25 protein-coding genes are annotated in these 24855 nt (G+C 67.7%); 13 read left to right on the top strand and 12 right to left on the bottom strand.

All coding sequences use genetic code 11. The features are described 5' to 3' along the window. The first annotated feature begins 24 nt into the window (after nucleotides 1-24). Nucleotides 25-672, top strand: a complete 648-nt coding sequence (locus F3H87_RS07060; RefSeq protein WP_149787882.1) for a GntR family transcriptional regulator — start codon at nucleotides 25-27, stop codon at nucleotides 670-672. On the opposite strand, the gene lpxK is transcribed toward F3H87_RS07060, so the two are convergent. The 5 genes from lpxK to F3H87_RS07035 form a co-directional block, all read right to left on the bottom strand. Beyond that, nucleotides 669-1658, bottom strand: a complete 990-nt coding sequence (gene lpxK / locus F3H87_RS07055) for a tetraacyldisaccharide 4'-kinase (protein WP_188129184.1) — start codon at nucleotides 1656-1658, stop codon at nucleotides 669-671. The two genes, F3H87_RS07060 and lpxK, sit on opposite strands and share 4 nt — an antisense overlap. Beyond that, on the bottom strand, nucleotides 1658-2878 hold the full coding sequence (locus tag F3H87_RS07050; RefSeq protein ID WP_188129183.1) for a 3-deoxy-D-manno-octulosonic acid transferase: 1221 nt from the start codon (nucleotides 2876-2878) through the stop codon (nucleotides 1658-1660). The genes lpxK and F3H87_RS07050 overlap by 1 nt, the downstream gene beginning before the upstream one ends. Before the next feature lie 156 nt (nucleotides 2879-3034). Next, nucleotides 3035-3820: an inositol monophosphatase family protein gene (locus F3H87_RS07045; protein WP_149787880.1), complete on the bottom strand. Its 786-nt coding sequence runs from the start codon at nucleotides 3818-3820 to the stop codon at nucleotides 3035-3037. Then, nucleotides 3807-5153: a TldD/PmbA family protein gene (locus F3H87_RS07040; protein WP_149787879.1), complete on the bottom strand. Its 1347-nt coding sequence runs from the start codon at nucleotides 5151-5153 to the stop codon at nucleotides 3807-3809. Before F3H87_RS07040 ends, F3H87_RS07045 begins: the two co-directional genes overlap by 14 nt. A 127-nt stretch (nucleotides 5154-5280) precedes the next feature. After that, on the bottom strand, nucleotides 5281-6801 hold the full coding sequence (locus tag F3H87_RS07035; protein ID WP_149787878.1) for a DUF2125 domain-containing protein: 1521 nt from the start codon (nucleotides 6799-6801) through the stop codon (nucleotides 5281-5283). A gap of 126 nt (nucleotides 6802-6927) precedes the next feature. On the opposite strand from F3H87_RS07035, the gene F3H87_RS07030 reads away from it, so the two are divergent. Then, a complete protein-coding gene (locus F3H87_RS07030; protein WP_149787877.1) occupies nucleotides 6928-7683 on the top strand; it encodes an SDR family oxidoreductase in 756 nt (251 codons plus the stop codon). Next, on the top strand, nucleotides 7680-8294 hold the full coding sequence (locus F3H87_RS07025) for an enoyl-CoA hydratase/isomerase family protein (protein ID WP_149787876.1): 615 nt from the start codon (nucleotides 7680-7682) through the stop codon (nucleotides 8292-8294). The genes F3H87_RS07030 and F3H87_RS07025 overlap by 4 nt, the downstream gene beginning before the upstream one ends. 2 nt (nucleotides 8295-8296) lie before the next feature. Here F3H87_RS07025 and F3H87_RS07020 read toward each other — a convergent pair whose 3' ends face one another. Further along, the gene (locus tag F3H87_RS07020; protein WP_149787875.1) at nucleotides 8297-8620 is read right to left on the bottom strand and encodes an HNH endonuclease; all 324 of its coding nucleotides are present in this window, start codon (nucleotides 8618-8620) and stop codon (nucleotides 8297-8299) included. Nucleotides 8621-8670: 50 nt separating this feature from the next. Here F3H87_RS07020 and F3H87_RS07015 point away from each other — a divergent pair, with 50 nt between their 5' ends. Next, nucleotides 8671-10017, top strand: a complete 1347-nt coding sequence (locus tag F3H87_RS07015; RefSeq protein WP_149787874.1) for a mechanosensitive ion channel family protein — start codon at nucleotides 8671-8673, stop codon at nucleotides 10015-10017. Next, nucleotides 10014-11177 (top strand): TIGR03862 family flavoprotein, encoded by a 1164-nt coding sequence (locus F3H87_RS07010; protein ID WP_149787873.1) that lies wholly within the window; start codon nucleotides 10014-10016, stop codon nucleotides 11175-11177. The genes F3H87_RS07015 and F3H87_RS07010 overlap by 4 nt, the downstream gene beginning before the upstream one ends. A gap of 72 nt (nucleotides 11178-11249) precedes the next feature. On the opposite strand, the gene F3H87_RS07005 is transcribed toward F3H87_RS07010, so the two are convergent. Then, nucleotides 11250-11834: a glutathione S-transferase family protein gene (locus F3H87_RS07005; protein ID WP_149787872.1), complete on the bottom strand. Its 585-nt coding sequence runs from the start codon at nucleotides 11832-11834 to the stop codon at nucleotides 11250-11252. Nucleotides 11835-11918: 84 nt separating this feature from the next. Beyond that, the gene (locus F3H87_RS07000; protein ID WP_149787871.1) at nucleotides 11919-13139 is read right to left on the bottom strand and encodes an FAD-dependent monooxygenase; all 1221 of its coding nucleotides are present in this window, start codon (nucleotides 13137-13139) and stop codon (nucleotides 11919-11921) included. Nucleotides 13140-13225: 86 nt separating this feature from the next. On the opposite strand from F3H87_RS07000, the gene F3H87_RS06995 reads away from it, so the two are divergent. The 5 genes from F3H87_RS06995 (at nucleotide 13226) to F3H87_RS06975 (ending at nucleotide 17897) form a co-directional block, all read left to right on the top strand. Beyond that, the gene (locus F3H87_RS06995) at nucleotides 13226-14554 is read left to right on the top strand and encodes an amidase (protein WP_149787870.1); all 1329 of its coding nucleotides are present in this window, start codon (nucleotides 13226-13228) and stop codon (nucleotides 14552-14554) included. A gap of 163 nt (nucleotides 14555-14717) precedes the next feature. Beyond that, entirely contained in the window at nucleotides 14718-15908 is a 1191-nt protein-coding gene (rlmN, locus tag F3H87_RS06990; RefSeq protein WP_149787869.1) for a 23S rRNA (adenine(2503)-C(2))-methyltransferase RlmN, read from the top strand. A gap of 5 nt (nucleotides 15909-15913) precedes the next feature. Continuing rightward, the gene (locus F3H87_RS06985) at nucleotides 15914-16864 is read left to right on the top strand and encodes an amidoligase family protein (RefSeq protein ID WP_149787868.1); all 951 of its coding nucleotides are present in this window, start codon (nucleotides 15914-15916) and stop codon (nucleotides 16862-16864) included. Then, nucleotides 16861-17589, top strand: a complete 729-nt coding sequence (locus tag F3H87_RS06980; protein ID WP_149787867.1) for a gamma-glutamyl-gamma-aminobutyrate hydrolase family protein — start codon at nucleotides 16861-16863, stop codon at nucleotides 17587-17589. Before F3H87_RS06985 ends, F3H87_RS06980 begins: the two co-directional genes overlap by 4 nt. A gap of 98 nt (nucleotides 17590-17687) precedes the next feature. Beyond that, nucleotides 17688-17897, top strand: coding sequence for a hypothetical protein (locus F3H87_RS06975; RefSeq protein ID WP_149787866.1), 210 nt, complete (start codon nucleotides 17688-17690; stop codon nucleotides 17895-17897). Here the strand turns inward: F3H87_RS06975 and F3H87_RS06970 are convergent. Beyond that, on the bottom strand, nucleotides 17894-18322 hold the full coding sequence (locus F3H87_RS06970; protein ID WP_149787865.1) for an META domain-containing protein: 429 nt from the start codon (nucleotides 18320-18322) through the stop codon (nucleotides 17894-17896). The two genes, F3H87_RS06975 and F3H87_RS06970, sit on opposite strands and share 4 nt — an antisense overlap. A 96-nt stretch (nucleotides 18323-18418) precedes the next feature. Beyond that, complete coding sequence (locus F3H87_RS06965) at nucleotides 18419-19264, bottom strand: LOG family protein (RefSeq protein WP_149787864.1); 846 nt, start codon at nucleotides 19262-19264, stop codon at nucleotides 18419-18421. 76 nt (nucleotides 19265-19340) lie between these two features. Between F3H87_RS06965 and F3H87_RS06960 the strand changes: the two genes are divergently transcribed. The 3 genes from F3H87_RS06960 (at nucleotide 19341) to F3H87_RS06950 (ending at nucleotide 22097) form a co-directional block, all read left to right on the top strand. Further along, nucleotides 19341-20264, top strand: a complete 924-nt coding sequence (locus F3H87_RS06960) for a threonine/serine dehydratase (RefSeq protein ID WP_149787863.1) — start codon at nucleotides 19341-19343, stop codon at nucleotides 20262-20264. Between the two features lie 609 nt (nucleotides 20265-20873). After that, nucleotides 20874-21701 (top strand): 2,3,4,5-tetrahydropyridine-2,6-dicarboxylate N-succinyltransferase, encoded by an 828-nt coding sequence (dapD, locus tag F3H87_RS06955; RefSeq protein ID WP_149787862.1) that lies wholly within the window; start codon nucleotides 20874-20876, stop codon nucleotides 21699-21701. 72 nt (nucleotides 21702-21773) lie between these two features. Next, nucleotides 21774-22097, top strand: coding sequence for a hypothetical protein (locus tag F3H87_RS06950; RefSeq protein WP_149787861.1), 324 nt, complete (start codon nucleotides 21774-21776; stop codon nucleotides 22095-22097). Nucleotides 22098-22100: 3 nt separating this feature from the next. Here the strand turns inward: F3H87_RS06950 and F3H87_RS06945 are convergent, their stop codons facing one another. Together F3H87_RS06945 and F3H87_RS06940 are read right to left on the bottom strand one after the other, a co-directional pair. Beyond that, nucleotides 22101-23195, bottom strand: a complete 1095-nt coding sequence (locus F3H87_RS06945; RefSeq protein WP_149787860.1) for a Hint domain-containing protein — start codon at nucleotides 23193-23195, stop codon at nucleotides 22101-22103. Further along, nucleotides 23195-24793, bottom strand: coding sequence for a Hint domain-containing protein (locus F3H87_RS06940; RefSeq protein WP_149787859.1), 1599 nt, complete (start codon nucleotides 24791-24793; stop codon nucleotides 23195-23197). Before F3H87_RS06940 ends, F3H87_RS06945 begins: the two co-directional genes overlap by 1 nt. Nucleotides 24794-24855 lie beyond the last annotated feature (62 nt).

Below are 24855 nucleotides of genomic sequence, written 5' to 3'. Positions count from 1 at the left end.
GGGATTTGTGATCACAGATAGACCATGCTGATGAACACCCGTCCAGATCCGGCGCCCGCCGCCCATGACCGTGTCTATCGCGGGCTGCGGACCCGCATCATGCATGGGGAAATCCCACCCGGGCAGGCGCTGACGCTGCGGGGTATCGGCACCGAGTTCGGCGTGTCGATGACGCCGGCGCGCGAAGCGGTGCGCCGGCTGGTCGCCGAGGGCGCGCTGACGCTGTCCAGCTCGGGCCGGGTGTCGACCCCGGAGCTGAGCAACGACCGGATCGAGGAACTGGCCGCCCTGCGGTCGCTGATCGAGGTGGAGCTGGCCAGCCGCGCCCTGCCGCGCGCGCATATGGCCCTGATCGAGCGGATGACCGCGATCAACGCCGCCGTGTCCGAGATGATCGTGAAACAGGATGCGGTCGGATACATCCGCACGAATCTGGAGTTCCACCGCGCGCTGTACCTGCGCGCGCAGGCACCGGCGATGCTGGCGATGGCGGAAACCGTCTGGCTGCAGCTTGGGCCGACGATGCGCGCGCTTTACGGCAGGCTGCGCCAGAAGGAACCGCCGCACAATCACCGGCTGATCCTTTCGGCGCTCAAGGCCGGGGACGAACCCGGTTTGCGGCTGGCGGTGCGCTCGGACGTGACGCAGGGGTTGCGGATGCTGGCGCGTTAAACCAGTTTCGCCAGTGCCACGCGCAAGGGTGCGTCCTCGGCGATCCGCAGGCGCACCGGCAGGGTGATCACCTTCATGCGAAACTCGGGCGGCAGGCGCACGGCATCCTTTTCCGTGGTCACCAGCTGCGCGCCGCGCAGTTTCGCCTCGTTTTCCAGCCGGGCCATCAGGGCGTGGGTCAGCGGCTGGTGATCCTCCAGCGCCTCGGCCCGCACAAGGTTTGCGCCCAACCCGCGCAGGGTGGCAAAGAACTTTTCGGGATGGCCGATGCCGGCGAAGGCCAGGAACGGCGTATCGCTCCAGTCCATACCCGTTTGCAAGGGCTCCAGCGCGCCGCGCAGGTGCGGCACGGAAATCGCCCCACCCCATGCGTCGTCGAACTGGGCCTGCGCCGCCTCTCCGCCGATCGACAAAAGCAGGTCGGCGCGGGCAAGCCCGGTTGCCACGGGTTCCCGCAGCGGCCCCGCGGGCAGGCAGCGGCCATTTCCGAACCCCTTGGCGGCATCCACGACGACGATCTTCAGATCCTGCGCCAGCGCGGGGTTCTGGAACCCATCATCCAGCACGATCACCTGCGCCCCTGCCTGTTGCGCCGCCCGCGCCCCCGCTGCCCGGTCGCGCGCCACCCAGACGCGGGCGAAGGCGGCCAGCAGCAGGGGTTCGTCGCCGACCTGCGTGGCGGTATGCTGTGCAGGGTCGACCTCGACCGGGCCTTCAAGCGTGCCGCCATATCCGCGCGACACCACATGCGGCTCCAGGTGCAGGTCGCGCAGCATCCCGATCACGGCGATCACCGTCGGCGTCTTGCCGGTGCCGCCCGCGTTGATATTGCCCACGCAGATCACCGGCACATCCATCCGCGCACGCGCGCCCTGTGCCAGCCGCCGCGCCGTGGCGCGTGCATACAGCGCCCCAAGCGGCGACAGCAGCCTTGCCCGCCATGCCGGCCGGTCGGGCGGGGTGAACCAGAAACCCGGCGCGCGCATCAGGCCCCTCCCTCCAGCAGGTCCAGCCTGTCCTCGATCAGCGAAAGCAGCCTGTCGGTCACCTCGGCCCCGTCCGAGATGACCTCCCACGCGGCATGGGCCATCTGCGCGGCACGATCCGGTGCGATCAGTTGCGTGACGGCGGCGCCCAGCGTCCCCGCATCCTTGACCATCCGCGCCGCCCCGGCCGAGGCCAGCCGCGAATAGGCCCCCAGGTAGCGGCTGACATTGGGTCCATAAAGAATGGCCGAACCGAGGGCCGCAGGCTCATAGGGGTCGCGCCCGCCGGTGCCGGCGATGATGGAACTGCCGACAAAGCTGACGGGCGCGATGCGATACCAGAGACCCAGCTCATCCCCGCTATCGGCCAGCAGGATCTGCGTCGTCTCGCCCGGCAACTCGCCCCGCGCCCAGCGGGCGACGCGCCAGCCTTCCTGGTCCAGCGTTGCGGCAAAACCCGTTTCCTGCTCCGCATCGTCCGGCACGATCACCAGCAAAAGCCGATGCGCCAGGCTGAGCGCGGCACGATGCGCCTCGGTGACGACAGGCAACTCGTCGGGCTGCACCCGCGCGGCCAGCCAGACCGGTCGCCCGCCAAGTGCACCGCTCAGTTCCTCGCATGTGGCATCGTCGCAGGGCAATGCGCTGCCGCCCTCCTGCAAGGGCCCCGATACGGTGATGTCGTCCGGTGGCAACCCGAGGCGCATCAGCCGGCTGCGCACCGTCCCGTCGCAGGCGAATACCGTATCGAAGGCCGCAAGGGACCGGCGCACAAGGTCCGGCAGCCAGCGCAGGCTGCGAAACTCCAGCGCATCGTCGCGCGCATTGGCCAGGTACATCGCAACGCCGCGCTTGCCGGCCTCGTGGATCAGGGCAGGGCGCAGGTGCCCGCGGGTCCAGATGCAGATATCGGGGCACCAGTGATCGAGAAACCCCAGAACGGCATCGCGCGTCTCGGCCGGTACCGGCTCGACCGGCTGCCGGGCGGTCACCTCGTCGGGCAGCGTCAGGCCCGCCGGATGGGTCATCAGGAACTGCAGGTCCGGCCGTACCTGCCGCAGCCGTTCGAACAGGCGCGCCAGCGCCCGCGCGTCGGGTGCCGCCGCCGCGTGTCCCCAGACCAGACGCCCCTGCCCGCGCGCAGCCGCCGGGCTGTAGGGTCCGGCATTGCGCCGTGCGCTGAGTGCCAGATAAGCCGCAAGGCCCAGTGAGCGGGACACCGTCAGCCCCCCTGACCCGGCCACATACCGCCCCCGCCGGCCATCCGGCCCGGAAACGGCATTTGCAGGTTCTGGATCATCTTTCTCACTCCTCGCCCGGATCGGGGGCAGGTTAGGCGCTGGGGCCCATCGGCACAATGGAGGTGCAGTGCCCTGTCAGCCCGGCCATTTGGCAAGCCTTTCGCGCAACTGGCGGTGCAAGGCCGGGCCGGCCGCGACCACACCGTCGACCTGCGGATGGGCATTGTTGAAGCGCAGGCGGTGGCCGGTGCGGTCGGTCACTTTGGCCCCGGCCTCGGACAGGATCAGCGCACCGGCGGCGATATCCCATTCCCAGCTGGGGCGCAGGGTCAGCATCGCGTCGAACCGCCCCTCGGCCACCAATGCCAGCCGATAGGCGAGCGACGGCCGGTAGGTGCGCCGCACATCCGGCACCGGCCCGCGCCAGTTGCCCGGATCGTAATTGGGTTTGGCCGCGACGATGCTGGCCCCGGTCAGCTCGGACCGCCGCGAGGCGTGGATCGGCCTGTCGTTCAGAAACGCACCCTGCCCCCGCGCCGCCGCATACAGCTTGTCCTTCATCGGCAGATAGATCGCGGCAGCAATCGCCTCGCCACCCTCGACCACGGCCAGCGAATGCGCCCATGATCCCGACCCGTCGATAAAGCTGCGCGTGCCGTCGATCGGGTCGATGACGAAAGTTCGGTCGCGGGCCATGCGCGCGGGCGTGTCCTCGCTCTCCTCGGACAGCCAGCCATAGTCCGGGCGCGCGGAACGCAGTATGTCATGCAACGTGGCGTTCACCGCATGGTCGGCATCGGTGACGGGGCCGAGACCGCCGGGCTTGTGCTCGACATCCAGATCCTGACCGACGAAACCGCGCGCGACCCTTCCGGCCGCGCGCGCCGCATCGACCAGCAGTTCCATGTCATGCACCGGCAAGCGTCATCCCTTCGACCAGCAGCGACGGCACCACGCGCGACAGCCAGGGCCGCGCGTCATTGGCGGGCACCAGCGACATCAGCATGTCGCGCAGGTTGCCCGCGACCGTGCACTCGTTGACCGGATAGGCGATCTGCCCGTTCTCGACCCAGAAACCGCTGGCCCCGCGCGAATAGTCGCCGGTATTGGGGTTGATGGTCGAGCCGATCATCGAGGTGATCAGCAACCCGGTGCCCATGTCGCGCAGCAGGTCGTCGCGCGTGCGGTCGCCCTGCGTCAGCGAGATATTCCAAGCGCTCGGTCCAGGCGGCGACGAGGTGCCGCGCGCCGCGTTGCCGGTCGAGGGCATTCCCAGCTTGCGCCCGGTCGCCAGATCCAGCGTCCAGCCCGTCAGCACGCCGTTTTCCACCACGGCGCGGCGCTGCGTCGGCAGCCCCTCGGCGTCGAACGGGCGCGAGGCGGTGGCGCGCGGGCGGTGCGGGTCTTCGATCAGCGACAGGTGCGCAGGCAGCACCTGCTGGCCCAGCGCATCGCGCAGCCACGACGCACCGCGCGCGATGGACGCGCCATTGGCCGCCCCCAGCAGGTGCCCGATCAGCGAGGACGAGATACGTTCGTCATAAACCACCGGATAGCGCCCGGTCGGCGGCTTGCGCGCGCCCAGCGCCGCAACCGCACGTTCCCCGGCGACGCGCCCGATGTTCCCGGCGCTGCGCAGGTCGGCCTGAAAGATGCGGCTGTCGCCGTCATGGTCGCGCTCCATCCCCGTGCCGGTTCCGGCGATGGCCACCGCCGACAGGCTGCGCTGGGTGCGGGTGTAGCCGTTGGAAAACCCGTTCGTCGCGGCCAGCCAGATATCGGTGCGGCCATACCCGGCATGGGCCGCCTGCACCTGCGTCACGCCATCCACATCCAGCGCCGCCGCCTCGGCCGCCAGCGCGTCCTGTTGCAATGCCTGCGGATCGGGTTCCGGCGTCGGGTCCATCAGTTCCAGCGCAGCGATATCGGGATCGCGCGCCAGTTGGTCGGGGTCGGCCAGCCCGGCATAGGGATCGTCGGGGGCCTCGCGCGCCATCGCAACCGCCCGCTCGGCCATTTCGGCCAGCGTTTCGGCCCGCGTGTCCGAGGCCGAGACATTGGCCTGCCGCTGTCCGACAAAGACCCGCAACCCGATATCGGTGCCCTCGGACCGCTCGGCCTGTTCCAGCGCGCCCGCACGCACGTCGATCGAAACCGAGGTGCCGGCCAGCGCGATCGCATCCGCCGCATCGGCCCCGGCACGCTTCGCCGCCGTCAGAAGATCATCGCACAGGCTGCGCAAACTGTCGGACATGCCGTCATTTCCCCATTTCAGAACTGGCTATGAGGTAGAGCCCGCAGCCCGGATGCACAAGCCTGCAGGGAAACGAAAAACGGGCCGCCCCGGCACAGGGCGGCCCGTTTCGATGCGGCGTGGGCGATCAGCGCAGGCGCTGACCGTTCGCCAGAACGTGCCCCTGTTCGTTGATCTCGATCCGCGAAGTCAGGGTATCCTCGCCCTCGGCCGGCACGGCAAAAAGGCCCATCATCATCCGCACGCCCGTGGCCTGCTCCTGCTGGACAAGGCCCATGGCGATCAGCGTGTCGAGCAGCCTGTTGCCGCCGACAAGCCTGAGGTTCACCGCCCCCTCGGGCCGCGGGATTCCGTCAAAGGTGGTGGTGTCGCTGTTGTCGAAGGCGAAATCGCCCATCCCGGTCAGTTCGGCCCCGGCCAGGCGCAGCACAAGGTCGGCGATGGTCAACGTGCGCAATTCGCCCGGCGCCTCGGGGCTTTCCATCGCTTCGGGGTCCATCAGCGGGGTGTCCAGCGTGGCCGTGCCCGTCAGGTCGACCGCCAGGGTGGCCGGATCGCGCGGCAATTGCCCGGCCGGGTCGAACATGGCCCAGATCATGTCGGACATGACGAAATCGCCCAGCTTGATGCCCAGCGCGAAATCCTGCGGTTCGTCGTCAGGTGTCACCGGCATCTGGAACCGCACCGTGTTCTCGGCCATGGCCATCTCGACCGGGAAGGGCAGGTCCGAGCTTGTCAGGTTCAGCGTGACATCCCTTGCCCCGATGGCATAGCCCAGTTGCCCGGCATCCATCCGCACGCCCAGCGTTCCCGATTGCGAACTGCTGGTGCCCGCCATGGCCGAACCGTCCTCTTCCTCGAAGCTGAACTCGGTCTGGCTGCCGTTATGGGTGAACGTGCCGTCGAACCCGAACCCGGCCTCCAGCATGGCGCCCATGTCGTTGGTAGGGGTCGCCGAGGCAGGGATCGTCGTCGTTCCGGTGAAATCCAGCGCCGTCACCGCGCCGTTGACCACCATCCGGCCGGTGCCGTTCTCGGGGTCGGCCATGTCCAGGTCATAGGACATGGAACCGGCGCGCATCGACTGGGCGATAGTGCGCAGATCGTCCGCCATCCGCGAGGTGCTTTGCCCCTCGAGGTCGCTCATCCCGACACGGGCGGCGGCGATATCCACCGGCTTGCCGTCGACGACAAGGTTCCTGAACACCATCTGCATGTCCGCGGCGCGATAGTCATAGACCATGTCGCCGGGCGATCCCGACACGGTCATGACAAATCCGCTGTGGGTATACTCGATCTCTCCGCTTGCGTCGCCTTCGCCCTCGATATCCAGATCGTAGGTGGTCGTCGCGGCATCGGGCATCGTCACCGCGACCGTGCCGTCGCCGGCATCGGAAAAACTGAAATCCGGCAGGGTGACACGGGCGGTGCCCCCGTTCTCGGGCATTTCCATGACCATGACCGCGTTCGAGACGGTCAGCCCGTCCGCGCCCTGCGCCTCGTCGGCGGTGATGACATAGCCGAAACCTTCCAGGTAGCTTTTCAGATCTCCCCAGACCTGCGACGAGGTCACATCGGCCAGGGCCGTCGTGCCCATCAACATGCCCGCCGCCATCGTCGCGCCACCCAAAACTCTTGCAAATGTCATTGCGGTCCCTTTCGAAAATCCGCCGACAGCTTCGACGTTCGGTCCTGCGCGGTCAAGGGCCTGCGGGCTGGACCACGGGTCAAGCGCGGTTTACCACGGTCACGAACCGAAAAAGGAGACTGCGCCATGGCCATACTGACCGGCAAGACCGCGCTTATCACCGGCGCCAGCCGCGGCATCGGCGACGCAACCGCCCGCCTGTTCGCCGCCGAGGGCGCCAATGTCGTGCTGTGCGCACGCGGCATCGACGACATTCGCCGCATCGCCGCCGAGATCGGCCCACAGGCGCTGGCCGTGCCCTGCGACGTGGCGGATTTCGCGCAGGTGGACACCGCCGTGCAGGCCGCGCTGTCCACCTTTGGCGGGCTGGACATCCTGATCGGCAATGCCGGCGTGATCGAACCGGTGTCGCATCTGGCCGATGCCGATCCCGATGGCTGGTCCCGCGCCATCGACATCAACCTGAAAGGCGTCTTTCACGGGATGCGCGCGGCAATGCCGGTGATGCAGGCCGCGGGCGGGGGCACGATCCTCACCATCAGTTCCGGCGCCGCCCACAACCCGCTGGAGGGATGGAGCCACTATTGCAGCTCCAAGGCGGGCGCCGCCATGCTGACCCGCTGCGCCGACATGGAAGGCCGCGACAAGGGGCTGCGCATCATGGGCCTGTCGCCGGGCACCGTGGCCACGCAGATGCAGCGCGAGATCAAGGCGACCGGCATCAACCCCGTCAGCCAGCTCGACTGGTCCGATCACATCCCGCCGGAATGGCCCGCGCAATGCCTGCTGTGGATGTGCACACCGGATGCCGATGACTGGCTGGGGCAGGAAATCTCGCTGCGCGACGACACGATCCGCGCAAGGCTGGGGCTGGGCCAATGATCGGGCTGGAAAAAGACGGCGATCTGTGGATCGTTACGCTGAACCGGCCCGACAAGGCCAATTCGCTGACCCCCGACATGCTGGAGCACCTGTGCGACATCGCCGAAAGCGCGGGCGAGGCGCGTGCGCTGATCCTGACCGGCGCGGGCAAGGTGTTCAGCGCCGGTGCGGATCTCGATGCCGCCAGGGCCGGGCTGGCGACCTCGCCGCTGTGGGAACGACTGTCCACCGCCATCGCGGCGCTGCCCGGCCTGACCATCGCCGCGCTCAACGGCACGCTGGCGGGCGGGTCGAACGGCATGGCGCTGGCCTGCGACCTGCGCATCGCGGTGCCGGGGGCCAAGGTCTTTTACCCGGTGATGAAGCTGGGCTACCTGCCGCAACCCTCCGATCCCGGCCGGCTGGCGGCGCTGGTGGGGCCCGCGCGGGCGAAACTGATCCTGATGGGCGGCCAAAAGATCACCACCGACGAGGCCTATGCCTTCGGCCTGATCGACCGGATCGTCGCACCTGACGACCTGCTGCCGACCGCGCGCGCACTGGCCGCCGACACGCTGGCGGCAAAGCCCGAAATCGCGCGGGGCATCAAGGACATGTGCCGGGCGGTCTGATCTTACCGTTTGCGCCGGCCGCCCGTGGTTTTCGACAGGAAACCGGGCGGGCGCCTGACGACCCAGGCAATGAACCGGGACAAGTGCGGATGGGCACGCAGCGCCTCGGGCGTGTTGTAGTCGCGCGCCAGCTCGGCCTCGGTCAGGGTGGCGTGGATTTCCTTGTGGCAGATGTGATGCAACAGAACCACCGGCCCGCCCTTGCCGCCCTTCAGCCTCGGGATCAGGTGATGCAGCGACTGCGGCACCCCGGGCGGGATGTCACGCCCGCACAGGGCGCAAATCGGCGGCGCGGTTTCCTCTGCCTCTTGTGTCGAACGTCCCATCGGGGCAAGAGAATGGCCGCAACAGCGCGCTTGGCAAGGGGTATCGGGTAATGAACTGGCTGGATCAGGACTGGTTGCAGACGCAGCCGCCAATCGTGCAGCAGACAGTCGGCTATGCACAGCAAGGGCTGGAACTGGCCCGCGACTGGCTGGTCAGCCCGGCCGCCTGGTCACAATTCGCCCTGATCGTCCTGGCCTGGCTGGCGGCGGCTTTCCTGACGCGCAGGCTGCGGCCGGCCATCGCCCGCCTGCTGACGCCCGCCCCCGGCCAGAACACCGCGCTGGCCCGTGCGCGGCGGATGATCCTGACCGTCCTGCCGCTCCTGCTGCCGCTTCTGGCCTATGTCATCGCCGCCGTCGGCGAAGGCGTGATCACATCGGTATTCGGCTCGGGCGCGGTCATCGCCTTTGGCAAGCGGGTGTTCCTGTTCCTTGCGATCCGCGCCTTTGCCCGCGATGTGCTGACCGACCCGATGCTGCGGCTTCTGGGCAAGTTCGTGCTGATCCCGGTCGGCGCGATCTACGCGCTTGGCCTGCTGGACGAGGTCACCGCCTGGCTGCGCGGCACCGTGGTCCCGCTGGGCGACCTGTCCTTCGATCTGCTGTGGCTGATCCAGTTCGTCGTGGCGGGCGGCGTGATCTTCTGGCTGGGGCGCTGGTCGAACGACCAGACCGGCGAATTCATCAAGAAACAGCAGGAGATGCGCCCAGCCACCCGGCAGCTGGCCGAAAAGGCGGCCGAGATCGCGATCTTCGGCGCCGCCTTCCTGATCCTGATGAACATCATGGGCGTCTCGCTCACCTCGCTGGCGGTGCTGGGCGGGGCGATCGGCGTCGGCCTCGGCTTCGGCCTGCAAAAGATCGCGTCGAACTTCATTTCGGGCGTGATCCTGCTGCTCGAAGGGCAGGCCACCGTGGGCGATTACGTCGAGCTTGACGGAGGCGAGGCCGGCACCATCGTCAGGATGACCGCCCGCGCCGCGATCCTGGAAACCTTCGATGGCCGCTGGATCGTGGTGCCGAACGAGGATTTCATCGTCACCCGCGTGGTGAACTATTCCGACGCCGGCAGCGCCAACCGTTACGAGGCGCCGTTCAGCGTGTCCTACGATACCGACATCAACACCGTGCCCGGCATCATCGAACAGGCGGTGTCGGCCCTGCCCTTCGTGCTGCAAGACCCCGAAGGCCCCGATTGCGAACTGCGCGGATTCGGCGACTCGGGCGTGGATTTCTGTTGCGAATTCTGGGTCAACGGCATCGACGACGGGCGCAACAAGTATACCAGCCAGGTGCTGTTCGCGATCTGGAACGCGCTCAGGGACAACGGGATCGAAATCCCGTATCCGCACCGCGTGGTCGAAATCAGGGGCGCCGCACCGACCGGAACGGCATGACCGATGCGCTGGTCATAGGTGCAGGCCCCGCCGGGCTGATGGCGGCCGAGGCGCTGGCGCGCGCGGGCCGGCAGGTGACGGTGGCCGAGGCGATGCCGTCGCCCGCCCGCAAGCTGCTAATGGCGGGCAAATCGGGACTGAACCTGACCAAAAGCGAACCGTTCGAAACCTTCCTTGCCGCCTATGGCAATGCCGCCCCGCATCTGCGCCCGATGCTTACCTCCTTCGGCCCGGTCGGGGTGCAGGATTGGGCGCGCGAGCTGGGGCAGGATCTGTTCACCGGCTCGACCGGCCGGGTCTTTCCCACCGCGATGAAAGCCTCGCCGCTGTTGCGTGCCTGGCTGGCCCGGCTCGACGCGATGGGCGTCACGCTCAACCGCCGCTGGCGCTGGACGGGATGGAAGGGCGAGGCCGTCACCTTCGACACGCCCGAGGGCCCGCAAACCCTGCGCCCTGTCGTGACCGTTCTGGCCTGCGGCGGCGCCAGCTGGGCGCGGCTGGGCTCGGATGGCGCATGGGCCGGATGGACACCGGGCACCGCGCCCTTCCAACCCTCGAACGCGGCAATTGCCGTGCCCTGGACGGATCACATGACCGCGCATTTCGGCAGCCCGCTGAAATCCGTGGAATGGCGCGCGGGCAACCTGTCCTCGCGCGGCGAGGCCGTGATCAGCGCCCGGGGGCTGGAAGGCGGCGGGCTTTACACCCTCACCCCGGCCCTACGCGACGGCGCGGGCCTGCATGTCGATCTGGTTCCCGATCTCAGCCCCGAAAACCTGATCGCGCGCTTGCCTGCATCGCGGAAAAAGGGCCTGTCCCATTGGCTGAAGACCACGCTGCGCCTGCCCCCCGCCAAGGTCGCGCTGTTTTTTGAAATGACGAAAGGGCCTGCACCGCTGCCGCAATCCGACTGGGTGCGCAGCCTCAAATCCCTGCCCATCCGCAACGCCACCCTCCGCCCGATGGACGAGGCGATCTCGACCGCCGGTGGCCTGCGTTTCGACGCGCTGGACGACCAGCTCATGCTGCGCGACCGCCCCGGCAGTTTCGCCGCCGGTGAAATGCTCGACTGGGAGGCCCCGACCGGCGGCTATCTGCTGACGGCCTGCCTGGCCACCGGCCTGTGGGCCGGGCAGCACGCCGCGCGATACGGCCGCTGATCTTCATCGTTCCGGCAAATACTCCGGGGGTCTGGGGGCAGCGCCCCCAGCCGGGGCCCCCGACACACCCCGTTACCGGCCCACCACGCGCCGGAACGCCTCGCGCCCGCGCATCGCCTTGGCATAGGCCAGCAGGCGCTCTTCCTCGATCGGGAACTTCGCGGAATAGGCCCAGTTCAGGCAATGTGCCGCCACGATATCGGCGATGGTCATGGTCTCGCCCATCAGGAACGGCCCTTCCAGACGATCGGCCAGCCGCCTGGCATTGCGCGCGAATTCCCAGCGCAGCGAGTCCTTCACCTCGGGCACCCGCCGTTCCTCGGGCAGCACGAAACTGTGCCGCGCTGCCGTCCACAAAACCGCGTCGAACTCGTCAAGGATCATGTGCAAAAGCCCATCCTGCCGTGCCCGCGCGATGGTGCCCGCCGGATGGGTCAGCGCCCCGTGCTTGTCTGCCAGATAGGTAAGGATCGCGGTCGAATCCGTCAGAACGTCATCGTCTACCCGCAACGCCGGGATCTTGCCCGACGGGTTCGCCGCCATCGCCTCGGGCGAATGCGGCTTGCACTCGATATGATCGTAATCCTGGCCCAGCTCCTCCAGCGTCCACATGACGCGAAAGGCGCGGCTCTGCACCCCGCCGACAACCTGATACATGGCGTTCCCCTCCGTTCGCTTCGCGCGCAGCAAAGCGCAGAACAGGCGCGAATGCCAGAGGTCACGGCGTGACGCAGCGTCAGATCATCCGCGCATCAGTTCTGGCAGGTCGCCGGTCAGTCCCGCCGCCTCGCGGATCAGGCCGCGGCGCAGCCCCGGCACGGCGTTGACCGCCCCCATGCCCAGGTCGCGGGCAAAGCGCAGCAGCGGGTTGTCGTTGGAAAACAGCCGGTTGGTCAGGTCGGTGGTCATCGCCAGCGTCGCGGTATCGAACCGCCGCCATGCCTGGTAGCGATCCAGCACCGGCGCGGTGCCGATGTCCTCGCCACGCATCCGCGCCTCGGCCAGCACCTGCGCCAGCGCGGCCACGTCGCGGAACCCCGCGTTCAGCCCCTGCCCCGCAATCGGGTGCATCCCGTGCGCCGCATCGCCGATCAGCGCCAGCCGATCCCCGGCAAAGCTGTTCGCCACCGTCAGGTTCAGCGGATAGGAAAACCGCTTGCCGGCCAGCGCGATCCCGCCCAGGAAATTGCCAAAGCGCGGGCGCAACATCTCGAGAAACCCGGCATCGTCCAACGCCATGAACCGCGCGGCGGTGTCATGGGTTTCCGACCACACGATGGACGACCGGTTGCCCGGCAGCGGCAGGATCGCCAGCGGCCCCGGCGGCATGAAGAACTGGTGCGCCACCCCGCCATGCGGTTTCTCGTGTTCGATCGCGCAGACCAGCGCGGTCTGCCCGTAATCCCAGCCGGTGCGGCGAATGCCCGCCCGTGCCGCCGTGCCCGATGTGCGACCATCCGCCCCCACCAGCAGATGCGCATTCAGGGTCCGGCCCGAGGCCAGCGTCACGCCGACGCCCTGCGCCCCCGCCTCCTGCGCGGTCACGGTTTCGCCGTTCAGCACGGTGATCTGCGGGCTGGCCGCCATCGCATCGATCAGCGCACGCCGCAGGTAACGGTCCTCCAGCATGTGCCCCATCGGGCCTTCCTCGATCTCGGCGTGATCGAAATGCAGGAAAAAAGGCGACAGCGGCCCCTCGCCCGCGCGCCCGTCGCTGACCTTGATCTCCAGCATCGGCTGGGCGTTCCCGGCCACCGCCTCCCAGATCCCCAGCCGGCGCAGCATCCGCACCGACCCCAGCGCCAGCGCATAGGCCCGCCCGTCGAAATCGGCGTCTGTCATCGCTGCCTCGGGTTGCGCGTCGATCACCGTCGACGAAAGCCCCGCCTGCGCCGCGGCCAATGCCAGCGCCGGGCCGTTCAGCCCGCCGCCGACGATCAGGATATCGCTGTCATATGTCATGACCCAAATATGCGCTGCCGCGCGGGATTGTCCATGCGCCGCGGTGCCGCTACCGTCGCCGCAAGCAACGAAACGGAGACCGGGACATGACCGACTGGCTGAGGATGAGTGCCGCCGACCTGGGGCGCGGAATCGATTCGGGCGATATCGACCCGGTGGACCTGACCCAGAGCTATCTGGACGCAATCGACGGCCATCAATACCGTGACCGCATCTATGCCCGCACCATGCCCGGCCGCGCCCTGGCCGAGGCTCAGGCCGCCCGCGACCGTGCGAAACTGGGCCTGCGCCGCTCGCCGCTGGATGGCGTGCCGGTCAGCTGGAAGGATCTGTTCGACACCGCCGGCACCGCGACCGAGGCCGGCAGCGCCCTGCTGAAAGGCCGTATCCCGCAACGCGATGCGCGCGTGTTGCGCAACGCGACCGGCGCCGGGCTGGTCTGCCTTGGCAAGACGCACATGACCGAACTGGCCTTTTCCGGGCTGGGCGTGAATCCTGTCACCGCGACGCCGCCAAACGTGAACGATCCCGCACTCGCGCCGGGCGGCTCGTCCTCGGGCGCGGCCACCTCGGTCGCCTTCGGGCTGGCGGCCGCCGGGATCGGCAGCGATACCGGTGGATCGGTCCGGGTGCCCGCCGCGTGGAACGACCTCGTGGGCCTGAAAACCACCGCCGGGCGGCTGTCGCTGCAAGGCGTCGTGCCGCTGGCCGAGAAATTCGACACCGTCGGCCCGCTCTGCCGCACGGTCGAGGACGCCGCCCTGCTGCTGGCCGCGATGGAGGGTGGCCGCGCCGCCGACCTGCGCGACACCGGCCTGAAGGGGATGCGCCTTGCCGCGCTGCAAACCAGCGTGATGGAGGATGTGCGCGACGAACCTCTGGCGGCCTATCACGACGCGGTGGACCGCCTGCGCAAGGCGGGCGCCACGGTCGAGCCCGTGCAGGCCCCGGAACTGGCCGATGCCATGACCCTCGCCCCCGTCCTGTATACCGCCGAGGCCTATGGCCGCTGGCGCGAACGGATCGAGGCCGCGCCCGAACTGATGCACGACCAGGTGCGCGAACGGTTCCGGTCGGGCGCGAATTTCTCGGGCCCCGATTATGTCGAGGCGTGGATAAAACTGGAACGATACCGCGCCGCCTGGGCCGCCCGCATGGCCGGTTTCGACGCGGTGATCTGCCCCGCAACTCCGAACCTGCCCCCCGATGTGAAACGGCTGGAATCCGAACCCGAGTATTTCGTCACCGAAAACCTGCTGACCCTGCGCAACACCCGCGCGGGCAACCTGATGGGGTTGTGCGCCGCAACGCTGCCCACCGGCACACCCGGCTGCGGCATCATGCTGATGGGCGCCCCGATGCAGGAGGAACGCATCCTGCGCGTGGCCAAAGCGGCCGAGCAAGGATTGGCATAAGTCACGCCGCCCTTCATCGTTCGCACAAATACTCCCGCCGGAGGCGTCCGACCCCGCCACCGGCGCAACGCCCGGCGGGTTCCCGGCCCGTGCCACTTGAATCCTTTGTCATGCGCGCCGATTTCCTGTAGGACGCCGCCCTGACCCAGGAAAACCGCGCGACATGACCGACAAACCCACCGCCCCGATCACCCAGGACGTGATGACCCTCCCCCGCAAGCTGCCCGAGGGGCCTGCGAATATCGTCGGGCTGACCCGCGACCAGTTGCGCGCCGCGCTGATCGACATGGGCACGCCCGAGAAACAGGCGAAGATGCGGGTCAACCAGATCTGGCAATGGGTCTATTACTGGGGCGTGCGCGATTTCGACGCGATGACGAACCTCGCCAAGGAGTATCGCGCGAAACTCAACCGGAATTTCGTGATCGAGGTGCCGGAAATCGTCAGCAAGAATGTCAGCCGCGACGGCACGCGTAAGTACCTTGTGCGCATCAATGGCGGGCACGAGGTCGAGGTTGTCTATATCCCCGAGGAAGATCGCGGCACGCTGTGCATTTCCTCGCAGGTGGGCTGCACGCTGACCTGTTCGTTCTGCCATACCGGCACGCAAAAGCTGGTGCGCAACCTGACCGCCGGCGAAATCGTCGGCCAGATCATGCTGGCGCGCGACGACCTGGGCGAATGGCCCGAACAGGGCGAAGGCATGGGCCAGCGCCCGCGCCTGCTGTCCAACATCGTGCTGATGGGCATGGGCGAGCCGCTTTACAATTTCGACAACGTGCGCGACGCGATGAAGATCGCGATGGATGGCGAGGGCATCAGCCTCAGCCGCCGCCGGATCACGCTGTCCACCTCGGGCGTTGTGCCCGAAATCGCCCGCTGCGCGGAAGAGATCGGCTGCATGCTGGCGGTCAGCTTCCACGCCACCACCGACGAGGTGCGTGACCGGCTGGTGCCGATCAACAAACGCTGGAACATCGAAACCCTGCTCGATGCGCTGCGCGAGTATCCCAAGGCGTCCAACAGCGAGCGCATCACTTTCGAATACGTGATGCTGAAGGGCGTGAACGACACCGATGCCGATGCCCGCCGCCTGGTCAACCTGATCCGTGGCATCCCGGCCAAGATCAACCTGATCCCGTTCAACGAATGGCCCGGCGCCCCCTATGAACGCAGCGACTGGGACCGGATCGAGAAATTCGCCGACATCATCTACAAGGCCGGTTACGCCAGCCCGATCCGCACGCCGCGGGGCGAAGATATCATGGCCGCCTGCGGGCAGCTCAAATCCGCCACCGAACGCGCCCGCAAGTCGCGCGCCCAGATCGAGGCCGAGGCAGGGCTGCGCGGCTGATCCGCATGGACGGCTTCGCCCCCCTGCCGCAACCGAACACCGCCGACGGCACCCCGCGCCTGATCGGCGTCGAGATCGAATTCGCGGGATTGCCCGAGGATCGCGTCGCCCGCATCGTGACCGGCACGCTCGGCGGGCGGGCCGAACAGGGCGACGGGCCGTTCTGGACCGTGACCGGCAGCGCGGTGGGCAGGCTCGACATCTATCTCGACACGGCCCTGCGCAAACTTGGGCGCAGCACGCTGCGCGACGAGCTGTTGCGGCTGGGGCGCGAGGTGATCCCGGTCGAGATCGTGACAGAACCGATCGGCATGGACCGGATGGCCCGCCTTCAGGATCTGGTGACCGCCCTGCGCAAGGCGGGGGCGCAGGGCAGCGGCGCGGGGCCGTTCTTCGGGTTCGGCATCCATTTCAACATCCAGATCGCCTCGGACCGGGCCAGCGATACCCTGCGCCCGCTTCTGGCCTATGCGCTGATCGAGGACTGGCTGCGCAGCGCGATGCCCATCGACGATACCCGCCGGATGCTGCCCTTTACCGATCCCTACCCCACCGCTTTCGTGCGCGACCTGGTGGCGGCGGGGCCCGGGATCGGCCTGGGCGATCTTGTCCCGCTCTATCTCGACCATTGTCCGTCGCGCAATTTCGGGCTGGATATGCTGCCCATCCTTGCCCATTTCGCGCCCGACCCGGTGCGGAACAGGATGGGCGAGGCCACCTCGGCGCGGCCTGCCTTTCATTTCCGCCTGCCCGATTGCCGGATCGACGAGGCAGGATGGGGCCTGCCGGTCGAATGGAACCGCTGGGTCGCGGTCGAGCGCGTGGCGGCCGACAGCGCGCTTCTGGCGCGGCTCGGACGGGAATGGCAGGACGATCACGGGCCGGTCACCCTGTCGCGGCGCCACTGGGCGAAACGCGCGGGCGGCATTCTCGGTCAGGCCGGGATATCGGCATGACCCGCCCGGTGATCGGCGTCACCACCTCGAACCGCTCGGGCTGGCGGGTCTTTCCGCTGATGGCGTTCAACATATGGCTGGCAGGCGGCCGCGCGCTGCGCTGGGGGACGGGGCGCGAGGCGGACCTGGCGCAGGTCGATGGCGTGGTCATCGGCGGCGGCGACGATATCTCGCCCGATCTCTACGATGGCCGGCTGGTCACTTCGGCCCGGCTCGACCCCGCGCGCGATGCGCTGGAAAAGCGGCTGGTCGATGCCGCGCTCGAACGTGACACGCCGGTGCTGGGTATATGCCGCGGCAGCCAGATGCTGAACGTCGCGCTGGGCGGCACGCTGCATCAGGACGCCTACGGCACCTACCGCGACAGCCGCTTCATCCGCACCATCCTGCCCAGAAAGACCGTGCTGGTCGAGGCGGATACTCGTCTTGCCCAGCTCAGCGGCACCGGTCCGATGCGGGTGAACGCGCTGCATACCCAGGCGGTCGAGGATCTGGGCGAGGCGCTGCGCATCGCCGCCCGCGACGAAGGCGGCATGATCCAGGCAATCGAACGGCTGAGCGATCCTTTCGCCATCGGCGTCCAGTGGCATCCCGAGCACCTGTTCTATGCCCGCCGCCAGCGCGCGCTTTTCCGCGCCCTCGTCACCGCCGCAGCCGCCCGGCGCGACCATGCCGGCCAGATTGCCGCCGTTCGCAGGGATGCCGCGCCGCTCGGCGAACAATAGCGCCCAATCGCCCCGAAATTTCCCTATTTGCGAACAATCAATGCCATCTTGCCCGCCGATCCTGACCGGGACGACACCGTTTGGAAAGGTATGTGAACATGGTTGTTGGTAACGAACAAATCGTCGACTTCGAACTTCGGGACTTTGCCACCGGCGAACGCCGAAAATGCCTGTCGGACCGCGAATGGCGGCACCGGCTGGCCGGGTATGGCTATGACCTGCGCAAGGAAACCGACTGCTTCAGGCTTGTCACGCTGGGCCACGGGACCGAGCTGTGCGCCCTCCCGCTGGAGCGCCCCGCCGCCTAATCGGTCGCGGGCAGCGCCACGATCAGCCGCGCGCCCCCGGCATCCGACAGGATCAGGGCGCCGGTTTCGTCGATCCCGGCACGGGCCACATCGCCGATCGCCACGCCGAACCGCGTCTCGGTCGTCATCTGCTCGTCCGGGCAGGCCATGCGCGTCATCGCAACCGGCCCGATCGTCAGCCTGTCGCCCGCCAGCTCGTATTCGCCCGAATAGCGGTTGCATCCGCCCCGCCCCGACACCTGTCCCTCGTCATCGAAGCGCATGGACACCTCGACACCCTCGGGCACCTCTGCCTCGGTGATGGCGGTGACGCGCCATTCGCCCTGCAGGGCCACGGCCTCGTGCTGCGCGGATGCCCCCGTCAGCACGGTGGCAAGAAATCCGGCGGACAGCACCGCCGCGATGAAACGGGATCTGACGAACATCGGCGTCCTCTTTGCCAGTCGGTAACTGGCAAGGAGATAGGAACCGCACCGCACCCGTTCACGGGGAATACCCGTCCATCGGCGTCATTTCGCCCGTCAGCGGCCCGGAATATCCCCGCGCGGCGCGGTGTCGCCCCAGGTTTCGATGATCGAAATCGCCTCGTCCGCGGTTTCGACGAACCGGAACAGTTCCAGATCCTCGGGGCTGATGGTGCCTGCGTCGGCCAGCGCGTCCCAGTTGATGATCTTTTCCCAGAACGCCCGCCCGAACAGCAGGAACGGCACCCGCCGCATCCGCCCGGTCTGGATCAGGGTGAGGGATTCGAACATCTCGTCCAGCGTGCCGAACCCGCCGGGAAAGATGCAGACTGCGTTGGCGCGCATCAGGAAATGCATCTTGCGGATCGCGAAATAGTGAAAGTTGAAGCACAAGTCGGGCGTCACGTAGTCGTTGGGCGCCTGCTCGTGCGGCAGCACGATGTTCAGCCCGATCGAGATACCGCCGGCCTCGGCCGCGCCGTGGTTGCCCGCCTCCATCACGCCCGGCCCACCGCCGGTGCATATGATGTTCTTGTGCCCGCCCTGGTTCAGCGACGCCTCGGTCATGCGGCGGGCAAAGTGGCGGGCCTCGTCGTAATACGAGGACAGATCGGCCAGCGTCTGCGTGCGCGCATTGGCCTTGTCCTCGGGCCGGGGAATACGCGCGCCGCCGAACAGGACCACGGTCGATTCCACCCCGTATTCGTCCAGCAGCATCTGCGGCTTCAACAGCTCCAGCTGCAGCCGCACGGGGCGCAACTCGTCCCGGCACAGGAACTCGTCATCGGCAAAGGCCAGGCGATAGGCCGGCGCACGGGTCTGGGGGGTATCGGGAACATGGGCCGCCGTCGTGCGGTCCGTACCCGCATCGCGGAACGGGCTGGTTCGGTCGTCTGTCGTCACTGGATAAAATCCTCGGGTTGCGCGTCTGCGCCAGCCCTATAGGGTTTCGCCGAACTTTGCCAGAATGGGGGTGCGCATGGACTGGAAGTCTGGGATCGCCGAAGCAGCGGAACGTATCGCGGGCCATGTGCGCCGCACGCCGGCCTGCACGCTGGACGGGCTGGGGCTGGCATATCCGGTCGAGGTCAAGCTGGAACAGATGCAGCATACCGGCAGCTTCAAGGCGCGCGGGGCGTTCAACACGCTGCTGTCGGGGCCGGTGCCGCAGGCCGGGCTGGTGGCGGCCTCGGGCGGCAATCACGGCGCGGCGGTGGCCTGTGCCGCCCGCGCGCTGGGGCACAGCGCCCGCATCTACGTGCCCGAAATCGCCGGGCCGTCCAAGATCGCGCTGATCCGTGACCTGGGCGCCGACCTTGTGATCGTGCCCGGCGCCTATGCGGAGGCGGCGGAACGCGCTGCCGAATGGCAGGCCTCGACCGGGGCCATGCAGATCCACGCCTATGACGCGCCCGCAACGGTGATGGGTCAGGGCACCTGCATGGCGGAATGGGAGGAGCAGGGATTGCAGGCCGATACCGTGCTGATCGCCGTGGGCGGCGGCGGGCTTATCGGCGGCGCCCTCGGATGGCTGCAAGGGCGGCGCAAGGTCGTCGCGGTCGAGCCCGAGCGCGCACCGACGCTGAACGCCGCGCTCAGGGCCGGTGCGCCGGTGCCGGTCGAGGTGTCGGGCGTGGCGGCCAACGCGCTGGGCGCGAAGCAGATCGGGGATATCTGTTTCGGGCTGGCCCGCGATCAGGATATCGGCAGCGTGCTGGTCAAGGATGACGCGATCACCGCCGCGCAGGTAACGCTCTGGAAATCCGCCCGGCAACTGGTGGAACCGGCAGGCGCCACGGCGCTGGCGGCGCTGCTATCGGGGGCCTATGTGCCGGAACCGGACGAGCGGGTGGCGGTGCTGGTCTGCGGGGCGAATGTGGCACCTGATCCATTGGCCGGGTAACCGGACATTAACCTTGGACGCGTCAGGCTGCGTCCTGCCTCGGTTTGCCTGCCGCCAGAGGGTAAACACCTTATCTGCACCCGCCGCGCGGGTCCGCCGCTTCATGAAAAACCTCAAGGTCAGCGTGGAGCCCTGAGTCGGCATTTCAAGTTGAGCGCAACAGAGGGCATTGCACGGTCGCGGTCGGGCGATGCGACCTTTGTTGCGGTCACTTTATCGCGCAGCCACTTCCTCCCTCAGACCGTGGCACCTGCGGCAACCAATCGCCCGGCCGGGGGGCGGCCGTGCGATGCCCGGGCCGCTGCGCGGCTGTTCCGGGCGGGGTGTGGCGTGCGACCGGCAGCTTGGTCCCGCAGAGTTGCCCCTCGGACCCTGCCCGCCCCGGACAAATTCGGTGACTCTCGACACCGAGCGCATCAGGCCGCATCCATACCCGACGTGGTCCTGACACTCGCCCCACGCCCCACACCACCCTGCAACGTATCGCAGGCGAAGACGGCCGCAACCTGTTCCGTCGCTGACCGCGCCAAACCCGCGCATTGCACGCCCGCCCGCCTGCCCTTATAGCGCATGGTCAAACCGAAACACCCGCCATGAGGGAGAGGCCACATGTCCAACGCCCAGCTCGAAGCTGCGATCGAAGCCGCGTGGGAAGCACGCGACACCATCACCCCCGCCACCACCGGCGAAAGCCGCGAGGCGATCGAGGATACGCTGAACGCGCTCGATGGCGGGCAGTTGCGCGTGGCCGAACGGCGCGAAAACGGCGACTGGCACGTCAACCAGTGGGCCAAGAAGGCGGTGCTGCTGGGGTTCCGCATCAAGGACATGGAAATCCAGTCCGGCGGCCCGCAGGATGGCGGCTGGTGGGACAAGGTGGACAGCAAGTTCGCCGGCTGGGGTGAAAACCAGTGGCGCGCCGCCGGTTTCCGTGCGGTGCCCAACTGCGTGGTGCGCAAGTCGGCCTATATCGCGCCCGGCGTGGTGCTGATGCCCTCCTTCGTCAACCTCGGCGCCTATGTCGACGAGGGCACGATGGTCGACACCTGGGCCACAGTGGGCAGCTGCGCGCAGATCGGCAAGGGCGTGCACCTGTCGGGCGGCGTCGGCATCGGCGGCGTGCTGGAGCCGATGCAGGCCGGCCCGACGATCATCGAAGACAACTGCTTTATCGGCGCGCGCTCCGAGGTGGTCGAGGGCTGTATCATCCGCGAAGGCTCGGTCCTCGGGATGGGTGTCTATATCGGCAAGTCGACCAAGATCGTCGACCGCGAAACCGGCGAGGTCATGTATGGCGAGGTGCCGCCCTATTCGGTGGTCGTGTCGGGCTCGATGCCGTCCAAGAACGGCATCAACCTCTATTGCGCGGTGATCGTCAAACGGGTGGATGCGCAGACCCGCTCCAAGACCGGCATCAACGAGCTGCTGCGCGACTGATCCGCCAAGGGCCCGGAACCGCGCGGTCATGACACGAAACCGCGCGGTTTCCACAGAACCGGAGGGCCGCATATGGCCAGGGAAAAGAAACCGCAGCAGGTCTACACGCTGGTGGTCGAACTGGGCCGCAAAGCGGGCGACGGGCTGCCCGACAAATCCACCGGCGCGGCGCTGATCTGCTATGCCTCGGGCGTGGACGAGGCCGAGGCGGTGCGCGAAACCGTGGCGATCCTGAAACAGGCCGATATGGCGCCGCTGGACGTCACCGGCCACGGCACCCTGTCCGAGCGTGAGGGCGCGGGCGAGGATATCCCCGGCGAGGAACGCGCGCTGATGGACCGTGCGCTTGCCGAGAACGCGGTGATCGTGGCGCAGATGACGCCGTTCTTCGACTGATGATCAGGCGGCGCGGTTTTCGGCCAGCGTGATCGCCTCGAACGGGCGCAGCACCGGATAGGTGGACAGCGCGTGTTCGGGCAGCAGGTTGCGGTCGAACTCGGCCAGAAGGCTTGCGCTCAGCATCACCGGCTTGCGGCGGATGCGGCCGATGAACATGGTCTCAAGCGGGGCACCGGCGGCCTGCACGGGCTCGCATCCCGGCAGGATCAGGTCGTGATAGGTGATCGTCGCGCCGGTATTGGCGTAAAAGGCCGACACGCCGTTGACCAGGTGCCGCACCGGCACCAGCACATGCGCGCGCCCGAACATGTATTCCACCTCGGACCCGCCCAGCAGCAACCGTTGATCGGGGGCCACCAGGATATCGCGGCGCAGCCCGAAATAGGGCGCCCGCAACCGGATCGGCCGGAACGAGCCGCGCGCCGGCACCACGCGGCGGACGGTCTGCAGGACCGGCACGCCGACGCCTGCTCCGCTGAGAACGATGTCGCCGCGTTTCAGCTGCGCGACCCCGGTCTGCCCCCATTGGGTTGCGATGGGCAGATGCGCCGTCATCGTCGGCATCGGGCCGATCGGTTCGATCCCGGTCGAAACCGCCAGGAACCTGACATGCCGGTCCATGCTGCGCGCGGAGGGGTCGGCGATCATGCGCTGCAGTTCCGCCAGCGGCACGGGCTTGGGCGCGTGCAGGTCGGACATGGCGATATGCCCGGTGCCGATATGTTCCAGCGCAAGGCGTCCCCAGCGCGCGGGCGCGTCCCAGGAATAGGTGATGCGCAGCGACGCCCCGGCGGTGACACCCTCCAGCGTCGCGGCGGCGTGCAGGCATTCCTCGCCCATGCCGGTGACCAGCGCGACGCCGCCACCGGGCAGCGCCTGAAGCGACAGGCTGAACTGCCACGGCAACCCGCCGCGATAGGCGAACAGAGCCAGCGGCCGGCCGTCACTGGCCAGCAGCGTTTCCATCACCAGCGACCCGCGCGCCAGCAACCCGTCATCGGCCATCCGCAGGGTGGGCGCACGGCCCGCGTCGCAGCCCAGCCCCGCCTTGGCGAAACGTGCCTCGGCGTGATCCGCCAGTGCAATCCACGCCATCAGGCGGCCCTCCGCCCGGCCAGCCACAACTGCGCCTCGAAGCCCCGCAGGGTGCGCCGTGCGGCGGGGCTGTAACCTTCGCCGGTTTCGGGGTCGAGCTCGGGGAAAAGCGCGCATATCTCGGCCAGCGTATCGGGGGCAAAGCTTTGCGCCGTCTGCGGGCCAGGCAGGAAGCTTTCGGTTTCCAGCCCTTCCGAGAACACCACCTGGTGACGGTCGAACATCAGGTGGAAATACTCGACCTCGCCGGTTTCGATCCGTCGCACCGTGGCATCGTTGACCAGGTGCTTGGCGGCGACCAGAACCTCGGCTTCGCCGAAAAGCAGCTCGGCCAGGCTGTCGCGGATCAGGATGCGATGTTCGGGCGACACCCAAAGCTCGTGATGCGGACCGAAAGTGCCGGCGCGGATACAGATCGGGGCGAAGGCGCCGATGGCCGCGACCTTGCGCCGCCCGATCCAGCGCAGCGGTTGCGGACCCTCGTCGCGCGTCATCACCGGATCGCCCGGCTGCAGCCAGTCCACCGGCACGTCGCCGGTCGGCGTGCGGATCAGCGTGCCCGCCACGAAACAGGGGATCGAGTCGACGGTGACGAAGCCGGTATCGGTCTGGCCCGTGCTGCTTTCGACGGTGTAGGTGAAGTTGACGGTTTCGGTATCGCCGTCGCCGATGACGGTCAGCGTGCCATCGCCATTGAGCGTCACCTGCTGGCCGCTGTTCAGCGTCACGGTGCTGCCGGTGACGACCGGCTGGCCGTTGATATGGGTGACGGTCAGGCTGCCGCCCGTGTTGTTCACGTCATTGTCCAGAACGTCGATATCGGTGGTGCCGTCGGGATAGAGCGTGGCGCTGTCGGTCTCGGCCACGAGGACGGTCTGCACGCTGCCACCGGCGATCAGAAGGTTGGAATCGTAACTGCTGTCGGTGACGTCGGCGATGCCGATGCGGATCGAGTTCACCTGCCCGTCGATCACCGGAATGCTTAGCGTCATGGTGACGGTAAAGCCGTCCATCTCGGTGTTGTACTGGTCGCCGGTGTTGTCGATGAACAGGTTGCCGTTCGACCCGGCGTTCAGGTTGTTGGGGTCGATATCGCCATCGCCCACGGTCAGGTTCACCTGGGTTCCGTTGACCCAGACACCGACGAAATCCTGATAGGCACCGACCGCGTATTCCGGGTATTCCTCGGAGGAAAAGACGAACTGCATCGTCATCATGTTGCCGGAGGGGATGAAATCCACATCCAGCCAGGAGGCGTCGTAGGTATTGGTCCCGGCGGCTGCGTTGAACTGCGCGTTGTTGTTGACGCCGCTGCTGTCGGTCGAGGTGTCGGGGTTTTCGTTGGCCTCGGTCTGGTTCCACCACCACCCGCCCGGCGCGTTGGTAAAGTCGGCGACATGCCCGGTGGACAGGATCACGCCGGTATCGCCCGGCGTGACTTCGGGCGAGACATCGTCGCCATCCGAGTAAATCCCCGAGGACCGGTTGTCGCCGGTATAGGAGGCCCTGACGACGGTGACGCCATCGCCGAATATCTCGCGTGCCATCGCCATCGCGCTGGCATTCGTGTTGATCGGAAGTTCCTCAGGTGTCGCCATATGCCTGCCCCAGCCTCGAACGGCCCATGGCAGGGGGCACCGTCACGCCTGGCGCACGATCT

This window comes from Lutimaribacter pacificus (genome assembly GCF_900142185.1).
GTDB classification, from domain to species: Bacteria; Pseudomonadota; Alphaproteobacteria; order Rhodobacterales; family Rhodobacteraceae; genus Lutimaribacter; species Lutimaribacter pacificus.
Note: the sequence above shows the minus strand (reverse complement) of the source record. Positions and strands in the feature narration are given on the sequence as shown.